Source organism: Micromonospora deserti (assembly GCF_003236335.1).
Lineage (GTDB): Bacteria > Actinomycetota > Actinomycetes > Mycobacteriales > Micromonosporaceae > Micromonospora > Micromonospora deserti.
In genome coordinates this window covers 1-7,830 of sequence record NZ_POUB01000280.1, presented here as the reverse complement: position 1 = coordinate 7,830, position 7,830 = coordinate 1, and the positions used below count along the sequence as shown (strand labels likewise).

The window sequence follows — 7,830 nt, the reverse complement described above, 5'->3', positions numbered from 1 at the left end:
GGGTTAGGGGGTGCGGACGGCGTCCAGGGCGAGCAGGGCGACGTGCAGGGAGAGGCAGGCGTCGACCGAGTCGAGGTCGACGTCGAGGATCCGGCCGATCCGGGCCAGCCGCTCGTAGAACGCCGGCCGGGACAGGTGCGCCGCGGCGGCCGCCGCCGACTTGTTCCGGCCCTGCTCCAGGTAGGCGCGCAGGGTGCCGAGCAGCTGCTCCCGGGGGTGCTGGGCGTCGTACGCCAGCAGGGCGCCCAGCTCCCGCTCGACGAAGGTCTGCAGGCGCGGCTCGTCGCGCAGCAGGTGCAGCAGCCCGGCTAGCCCGACGTGCGGCAGCCGGAAGATCGGCAGGTCGCGTCGGTCACGCCGGGCGGCGTCGGCGATCTGCCGGGCCTCGATCAGCGAGCGCCGCGCCTCCCGGAGGCTGCCCACCCCGGAGCCGGCGGCGATGATCAGCCCGGGGGACCCGGGCGGCGCGCCCCGGCCCGCACCGCCACCGGGCGCCCGGCCGGGCCGGCCGCCCGGCTGCCCGGCGGAGGCGGCGTCGAGCTGGCGGGGCACGGTTTCGAGGTGCCGGCCGTCGGGGCGGGCCCGGCGCAGCGCGGTGGCGAACGCGGCCAGCGCCCGCTCCTCGACCGTCGGATCGGGCAGGGCCAGCAGCACGCCGACCGCGTGGTCGTCGACAGCGCTACTCAGGCCGGTCAGCTTCGCCTCGCGCAGCGCCTGCCCGACCGTCTCGGCGAGATCCCGCAGCCGGGCCGGGCCGGCGTCCGGGGCGGGCTCGCCGAAGTGGCCCGGTTCGCCGGGGTCGCCCGTCGGGGCGTGCTCGCCCGAGTCGTCCGCCCGGTGCCGGATCACCACCCCGACGAGGTGCCGGCGTTCCAGCACGACCCCGAGCGCCCGGGCGCGCAGGGCCACCTCGTCCACCGGCCGGGTGTGGTCGAGCAGGGCGGTGAGCAGGGTGCGGTGGATCTGCCGCTCCAGCCCTTCGGCGTCCCGCCGGATCAGCCGGCCCAACGCCAGGGTGGAGGCCGCCCGCTCGATCAGGATGGTCAGCCGGGTGGGGAGATCCCCGGCCCGAGCCACCTCGGCCGTTCCGGCCGCCGGCTCGGCCCCCTCGTCGGCCGGCGCGGCGGGGACGAGCCGGGAGGGGTGTCCGGGGGTCAGTTCCCCGCCGGCCGGCCAGCGCAGCAGCAGCCGCCCCCAGTCCTGCCCCCGGGCACCGACCGTGGTCACCAGCCAGCCGCTGTCCGCGTCGTACGCCGTCCGCCCGGCCGGCCGGATCCGGCGGGAGTGCTGCTCCCAGCCGTTCAGCAGCAGCTCGGCGCTCTCCCCCGCCGGGTCGTACGCGAGCACCTGCCGGGAGAGGTTCTCCAGCACCACCGGGCATCCGGACAGCTCGGCGGCCTGCCGGACCACCTCGCCCGGCCCGGCACCCTCGACGGAGAGCTCGGTGAAGCGCTGGTGGATCTCCTCGGTGGCCCGCAGCTCGGTCAGCTGGGCGTCCACGATCAGTGCGTGCACCGCCTCGGTGATCCGGACGAACGGGGTGGCCCGGCGCAGCTCGACCAGGGGCAGCCCGCGCCGCTCGGCGGCGGCGGCCATCACCCGGGGCACCCCGGTGAGGTACCGGCGGCCCAGCTCGACGACCAGCCCGGAGACGCCCACGTCGGCCAGGTCGCCGATGAACGCGCGCAGCCCGGCGTCGTCGGCGGGCAACCCGATGCCGGTGGTGAGGACCAGCTCACCGCCGCCGAGCAGGGTGGCGATGTCCGGCACCTCGGCCACGTGCACCCATCGCACCGGACGGTCCAGCCCGGCGTCCCCGGCGACCAGGCGCGGCGCGCCGTGGCGGACCGGGTCCAGCGCGAGGACCTCACGGACGGTAGGGAACACGGGCGACACGCTACCCTCCGTGACCTGGAATCTCGACCGCCCGCCGGCGCCACCGCCGAAAACGGCCCCCGCCGCGTCACAGCGGGTCGTCGCGGCCCAGCTCCCAGCAGGCCACCGCGGTCGCCGCGGCCACGTTGAGCGAGTCCACACCGCGGCGCATCGGGATCACCACCCGGGCGTCGCTGGCGTCCATCGCCGCCCGGGTCAGCCCCGCCCCCTCGGCGCCGAGCAGCAGCGCCGAGCGGGCCCGCTGCGCGGCGCCGAGCCGCTGGATCGGCACCGCGTCCGGCGCCGGGGTCATCGCGAGCGTCGGGGCCTCGTCACCGTCTGTTACGCCGGTGGGCCGCCCATTCACCGGTCCAGACCCCAAGATCGTGTACCCACTCCTCGGTGCTCTGCCGGGACTTGACCGACCATTTCGAGGCGTTCTTCGATGCGAAAACATCCAAGGCTTCGCGGTCAGTCGCAGCCCATGCGGGGAACCGCGCCAGCCACTCTTCTGCCTGTTCGGGAGTGTGGCCGCTGCCGATCAACCATTGGACGAGCAACGCGAGTTCGACCCATGAAGCGGCCCTGGTTGCCCATGCCCAGTCGACGATCCGTAGGCCGCGTGTGGTCACGATCAAGTTGGCCGGGTTGAGGTCGGAGTGGACGAGCATCCGACCGTTCATCGCTGGATGCGCGAATCCGAGCCGGGCCTCCGGGGTGAACCACGGCTCGCCCGGCGCGGGAGTCTCCTGGAGTTCCTTCAGTGTCACAGCAAGCAGATCGAGATCCGGGCTGCCGGGGGACAGATCGGGGTGGGGACCGTCAAGATGCTCGGTCCCCACCACCAACCAGCCGTCGCACTCGAAGTGCCACAGGACTGCGGGCGGGTACCAGCCGATGGCCTTGGTTGCCGCCAGCTCGTAGCGCAGTGACTGGAAGCTCAACCGGGCAGAAGCCGCCTTGACGAAGACCTTCCCGTCCGGCCCGGTGACGGTCGAGGCGATCTCCGCATGGTCGCCACTCGGAGCCGGGACTACGTCGAAGGCTCCGCCGACCCGTTCGGCGATCCGCGCCGTAACGGTCTCAGGCAGAGTGGCCCAGTCACTGCGCATCGGTTCTCTTCTCGTTATGCCTTGCCGGGCTGAGGCGGGTTCGGCGGACAGCAGGACTCGGCCTCACCAGCCCAGAATTCCATGTCGACCAGGTAGCCGGTGTCCCGCAACGCCGCCAGCGTGTAGTCGATGGCGGTGCCGTCCCGCATGGCCTCGGTCAGGATCGGGCGGTGGTGGACGTAGTGGCCCGCGATCGCCGTGCAGGCGGCGGTGTAGGGCTCACTGATCTGGAGGGCGGCGTGCCAGACGGCGTCAACCGGACGGGTCGGGACGACCCGGTAGGACTCTCCGGACGGAAGCAGCAACCCGAAACCGGGGTTGTCCTGCGCGTCGGCGTAGGCCTTCAGGAAGACGAAAAACTGCCCGACCGCACGCTCGGCGTAGGCCTGGGTCACCTCCTGCCTGGCGGCGAAGTAGCGGGTGGTCTTGTCGAACACCTCGGCCGAGACGAGGGTTCGGGGGTCTGCGGCGATCGTGACCGGCCTGTCTGTGGTGATACTCAAGGCTCCTCCTTCATCATGTGCGGGTCAGCGAGGAAGACGCGCGTCATCGCGTCACCTTCGAGGCTGGGTTGCGTCCGTGCCTGTCCTACCGCGAAGCGATCATGAGGTCGGGAATAGTTCCGCCGGGCGGGCCTCTCACCCTCGGCGTGTAGAGGCGGGCCACGCTCGCGTTCGTCCTCGGGCCTGGCCCTGGCCCAGGTGAGGAAGCGGTCGGTCAGGTCGAGCGGGTTGCTCGGGTTGAGCTGGTCGTGCGCCTCGGTCATCTGCTGGGCGAGGTAGACCATGAGCTGATTGCGATTGCCCCGATACTCGCTCAGCAGGGACAGGCGGGCCGGCTGGCATGGCCATCCCGCACCGCAGTTCCGGCACCGCCAGAGCGGGCGCATCGGAAGGTGGGGGACTCGCCGGGCTGTCACGGCTGGCGCCCTCCGTTCGCCCGGTACTCCTGAGCCGGCGTCAGCCGGCCGGCGCGGCCGGGCTGGAGGGTCGGGTACGCGCGGGTTGGCTCCCACATCCACGTCGGCTGGCAGCTTGCCCGCAGTCGAGGAGGCTTCGGCGCGCTGTCTCGCCCGAACCACCTGATTCGCACGTCGACCTCCCTGGAGGTTGGAGGGGCCGCCGATTTCCTGGGGGGTACACAGACGGCCCGGCCGAAGCCCGCCCCAGCCCTCCCTGGCGTGAAGCGAGCCCGCATAGGTGACAGTCTGGTTAGGACGGGACTACGGTCGATACGTTCTCGCCGCATCTGCGCAGGCCAGCCGGCCAGTTGAGCAGCCGTGAGCAACCCGCCGCCGAGACTGAGCAGAAGTTGGAGGATTGATGGGGACCGCTACGGACTACGTGCTGGAGGAGTTGCGGCTGTTCCGAGCAGGGCTCGGGCTCAGCCAGGATGACTTCGGCAAGGGCATCGGGTACTCCGGCTCCCATGTCAGCTCAGTGGAGACCGGCGGCCGACCGCCCACGAAGGAGTACATGCGGGTAGTCGACGAGCACCACAACACGGGCGGGCGCTTCCTGCGGATGCTGGAGAGGCTGGCCAAGCTCGACGCTGAGCCGACCTGGCTGCGAGAGTGGATCGAGTTCGAGCGCGAGGCAACCACGCTGCGATGGTTCGAGCTGGCCTACGTGCCCGGCCTGCTCCAGACCGAGCGGTACGCCCGAGCGACACTGGCCGGCGGCCGGTTCGCCCCGGAGGAGGCCGACCGGATCGTGGCGTCCCGACTGGAGCGGCAGGCCATTCTGGAGCGCGAGCGCCCGCCCCAGCTCATCGCCGTCCTGGACGAGTCCGTACTCCGCCGGCCGGTGCTGGACCAGCCGGGCCTGATGGCCGAGCAGTGCGAGCGGCTGGCCGAGCTGGCGGCGTGGGAGCATATTCAGGTGCACATCGTGCCGGTGGATGCTGGCATGTACCTGGGGCTGGCCGGTCAGTTCATCATCGCTGAGCTGCTGGACGGCGCCCGGGTGGCCCACGCGGACAACCAGCTCAACGCACAGATCGTCGATGCGCCTGCGGATGTCGCTAAGCTGGCGAAGACGTGGGAGGTCGTGCGGAACGAAGCGCTCCCCCGCCGGCAGAGTTTCGAGCTGATCAAGGAAGTGGCGAAGTCATGGACGTGATGACCCCACAGTGGCGGAAGTCGACGAAGTCCGGCGGTAACGGCGGGTCCTGCGTCGAAGTTGCCGACAATATGCCGGGCGTCGTGCTGGTGCGCGACACCAAGGACCGGGAGGGCGGCACCCTCCACTTCAACCCGAAGTCTTGGCAGGCATTCGTCAACTTCGCCAAGCAGAACTGACCCGGAAACGCAAGAAGGCCCGACCTCCGAGTAGGGAGCCGGGCCTTCTGTGTTCAGCACATCATTCCGTCATGTCGATCTCGGCGCGGACCGGGTCCAGCGCGAGGACCTCACGGACGGTAGGGAACACGGGCGACACGCTACCCTCCGTGACCTGGAATCTCGACCGCCCGCCGGCGCCACCGCCGAAAAAAGGGCCCCGCCGCGTCACAGCGGGTCGTCGCGGCCCAGCTCCCAGCAGGCCACCGCGGTCGCCGCGGCCACGTTGAGCGAGTCCACACCGCGGCGCATCGGGATCACCACCCGGGCGTCGCTGGCGTCCATCGCCGCCCGGGTCAGCCCCGCCCCCTCGGCGCCGAGCAGCAGCGCCGAGCGGGCCCGCTGCGCGGCGCCGAGCCGCTGGATCGGCACCGCGTCCGGCGCCGGGGTCATCGCGAGCACCGTGAACCCGGCCGCGCGGACCTCGGCCAGTGCGTCGGGCCAGGGCTCCAGCCGGGCGTACGGGACGGCGAACACCTCGCCCATGCTGACCCGGACACTGCGCCGGTAGAGCGGGTCGGCGCAGGACGGGGAGAGCAGCACCGCGTCCACCCCGAGCGCCGCCACCGCCCGGAAGATCGCGCCCAGGTTGGTGTGGTTGTTGACGTCCTCCAGGATCACCACCCGGCGCGCCTCGGCGAGCACCTCGGCCGCGGCCGGCAGCGGCTTGCGCCGGAACGAGGCCAGCACCCCGCGGTGCACGTGGAAGCCGGTGGCCCGCTGTAGCACGTCCGGGGTGGCCGCGTAGACCGGCACGTCCCCGGTGTCGAGGTCGGCGAGCTGGTCGACCCGCTTGGCGTCCACCAGGTACGACCGGGCCGGGTAGCCGGCCCGCAGCGCCCGGCGCAGCACCAGTTCCCCCTCGGCGATGAACAGGCCGTGCGGCGGCTCCCACCGGGTGCGCAGCTCGACGTCGGTCAACGCGCGGTAGTCGGCGATCCGGTCGTCGTCGGGGTCGGTGATCTGGTGAACGGGCACCCGCCGATTCTGCCGGACCGGGTGGCGGCCCGGCGCCGGCCGCCCCGCCCGCCTCACGAGCGCACGTAGCGCAGCAGCACCGACCGGCCATCGAAGCTGCGGGTCTCCACCAGCCGCAGGTCGAGGCGCTCCTTGTCGGGGAAGACCGGCGTGCCACCACCGAGCACCACCGGGTGCACGACCACCTGGTACTCGTCGATGAGGCCCAGGCCGGTCAGCGCGGCCGCGGCACCGGAGCCGCCGGTGAGCAGCAGTTCCCCGCCGGGCTGTGCCTTCAGCTCGGCGATCTCGGCGCCGAGGGCGCGGCCGATCACCCGGGCTTCGTACTCGGCGCTCTCCAGCGTCCGGGAAATGACGATCTTCGGGGTACGCCGCCAGACCGGGGCGAACCTCAGGTCGTGCGGGTCCTGGGAGATCTGCTCCGCGCGCGGCCAGTACCAGGACATCAACCCCCACACCTTCCGGCCGTAGAGGAAGGTGTCCGCCCGGTCGGTTAGCTCGAATGAGTACGCCGACAGCTCCGGCCCCATGGCCGGCCAGTCGAATTCGCCGTTCGGTCCCTCGATGAAGCCGTCGACGGACTGGTGCACCCAATAGACGAGCTTGCGCATGATGTTCCTCCTGATCGGTGGCGCCCGGGCGGGCGCGCTCACCGGTGGGTCGGAGCCGCCGGACGGGATTCGACAACCCGGAGGGATTCTTTTTCGCCGGTTGCGCCGGTGGGCTACCGTCCGGTCCCGTGGTCCGCCCCGTGATGATCGCCCTGCTCGGAGTCGACGGTTCCGGCAAGAGCACCCAGGCCCGGGCGCTGGCGCGGCGGTTGACTGCCCGGGGGCACCCGGCGACGTACTTCGAGAACGCGGGCGGCCGGCCGCTGTGGACCCGGCTCGCCCGGGCCCTCGGCCGGCCGGACGGGGTGGCGCTGTTCGGCCGTACCGGCTATCCGGCCCTGGAGGCGGCCGTCCGAGCGGCCGCGATGACCCGCACGCTGCTGGTCACCCGGCTGACCGGGCGGACGGCGGTGCTGGACCGGTGGACCTGGTGCCAGTACGTGATCATGGCGGCCCGCGGCGATCGCGGGCGGCGGGCGGTCCGGGCGGCGTACGCGATCTTCCCGAGACCGACGGTTGTCTGCTTCCTCGCGACGTCGCCGGAGGTCGCCCGGCGGCGAGTGCTGGCCCGCGGCATCGACACCGAGGAGCTGGGGCACCTGCGCGCGCTGGACGGCGCCTACCGGGCGCTGCCCGAGTTCGGGTCGTTCCTGGTGATCGACGGCGACCGCGACCCGGACGAGGTGGCGGCGGCGCTGGACCGGGTGGTATCGCCCCTGGTCGGGCGCTGACCGCGCGCGACTGAGCCCGGCCCGGCCCGTTCACCAGCCTGAGCCGTCACGCGGGGGCCCTGCACCACCTGCGGCGTAAGGTGCCCCGCTCGCCGTTCAGCCGTTGCGGCCTTGGAGCCAGCGCAGGAGGTCCGAGGGGAGGCCCCGGCCCTCCCCCTGCTGCCGCCGCTGCTCTGGCTGCGGGG

9 protein-coding genes and 1 pseudogene are annotated in these 7,830 nt (G+C 72.4%); 3 read left to right on the top strand and 7 right to left on the bottom strand.

Going from position 1 to position 7,830, the window contains the following annotated elements:
* Positions 1 to 3: 3 nt before the first annotated feature.
* From C1I99_RS26845 to C1I99_RS34240, 5 genes and pseudogenes are all read right to left on the bottom strand, one after another.
* Positions 4 to 1,887 carry a PucR family transcriptional regulator gene (locus C1I99_RS26845; RefSeq protein WP_111137004.1) on the bottom strand — a complete coding sequence of 628 codons (1,884 nt, stop codon included), beginning with the start codon at positions 1,885 to 1,887 and terminating at the stop codon, positions 4 to 6.
* Between the two features lie 76 nt (positions 1,888 to 1,963).
* Positions 1,964 to 2,194, bottom strand: a pseudogene (locus C1I99_RS26840) (TrmH family RNA methyltransferase); the annotation flags it as partial.
* A gap of 13 nt (positions 2,195 to 2,207) precedes the next feature.
* Positions 2,208 to 2,987 (bottom strand): phosphotransferase family protein, encoded by a 780-nt coding sequence (locus C1I99_RS26835; RefSeq protein ID WP_111137003.1) that lies wholly within the window; start codon positions 2,985 to 2,987, stop codon positions 2,208 to 2,210.
* A 14-nt stretch (positions 2,988 to 3,001) separates the two neighbouring features.
* Positions 3,002 to 3,490, bottom strand: a complete 489-nt coding sequence (locus C1I99_RS26830) for a glycine-rich domain-containing protein (RefSeq protein ID WP_111137002.1) — start codon at positions 3,488 to 3,490, stop codon at positions 3,002 to 3,004.
* Positions 3,487 to 3,774 carry a hypothetical protein gene (locus C1I99_RS34240; protein ID WP_233512735.1) on the bottom strand — a complete coding sequence of 96 codons (288 nt, stop codon included), beginning with the start codon at positions 3,772 to 3,774 and terminating at the stop codon, positions 3,487 to 3,489. Before C1I99_RS34240 ends, C1I99_RS26830 begins: the two co-directional genes overlap by 4 nt.
* Positions 3,775 to 4,309: 535 nt before the next feature.
* On the opposite strand from C1I99_RS34240, the gene C1I99_RS26820 reads away from it, so the two are divergent.
* Complete coding sequence (locus C1I99_RS26820) at positions 4,310 to 5,107, top strand: helix-turn-helix domain-containing protein (RefSeq protein ID WP_111137001.1); 798 nt, start codon at positions 4,310 to 4,312, stop codon at positions 5,105 to 5,107.
* Complete coding sequence (locus C1I99_RS26815) at positions 5,098 to 5,286, top strand: DUF397 domain-containing protein (RefSeq protein ID WP_438941451.1); 189 nt, start codon at positions 5,098 to 5,100, stop codon at positions 5,284 to 5,286. The genes C1I99_RS26820 and C1I99_RS26815 overlap by 10 nt, the downstream gene beginning before the upstream one ends.
* Positions 5,287 to 5,493: 207 nt before the next feature.
* On the opposite strand, the gene C1I99_RS26810 is transcribed toward C1I99_RS26815, so the two are convergent.
* Together C1I99_RS26810 and C1I99_RS26805 are read right to left on the bottom strand one after the other, a co-directional pair.
* Entirely contained in the window at positions 5,494 to 6,360 is an 867-nt protein-coding gene (locus C1I99_RS26810) for a TrmH family RNA methyltransferase (protein WP_233512734.1), read from the bottom strand.
* Positions 6,357 to 6,914 (bottom strand): dihydrofolate reductase family protein, encoded by a 558-nt coding sequence (locus C1I99_RS26805; RefSeq protein ID WP_111136999.1) that lies wholly within the window; start codon positions 6,912 to 6,914, stop codon positions 6,357 to 6,359. The genes C1I99_RS26810 and C1I99_RS26805 overlap by 4 nt, the downstream gene beginning before the upstream one ends.
* A 128-nt stretch (positions 6,915 to 7,042) precedes the next feature.
* Here C1I99_RS26805 and C1I99_RS26800 point away from each other — a divergent pair, with 128 nt between their 5' ends.
* On the top strand, positions 7,043 to 7,645 hold the full coding sequence (locus tag C1I99_RS26800) for a dTMP kinase (protein WP_111136998.1): 603 nt from the start codon (positions 7,043 to 7,045) through the stop codon (positions 7,643 to 7,645).
* Positions 7,646 to 7,830: the final 185 nt, after the last annotated feature.

What these genes read in the sequence shown, in the direction of transcription:
- C1I99_RS34240 (WP_233512735.1), bottom strand. Translation starts at nt 3,774, where the DNA reads ATGGTCTACCTCGCCCAGCAGATGACCGAGGCGCACGACCAGCTCAAC.
- C1I99_RS26835 (WP_111137003.1), bottom strand. Translation starts at nt 2,987, where the DNA reads ATGCGCAGTGACTGGGCCACTCTGCCTGAGACCGTTACGGCGCGGATC.
- C1I99_RS26805 (WP_111136999.1), bottom strand. Translation starts at nt 6,914, where the DNA reads ATGCGCAAGCTCGTCTATTGGGTGCACCAGTCCGTCGACGGCTTCATC.
- C1I99_RS26820 (WP_111137001.1), top strand. Translation starts at nt 4,310, where the DNA reads ATGGGGACCGCTACGGACTACGTGCTGGAGGAGTTGCGGCTGTTCCGA.
- C1I99_RS26815 (WP_438941451.1), top strand. Translation starts at nt 5,098, where the DNA reads ATGGACGTGATGACCCCACAGTGGCGGAAGTCGACGAAGTCCGGCGGT.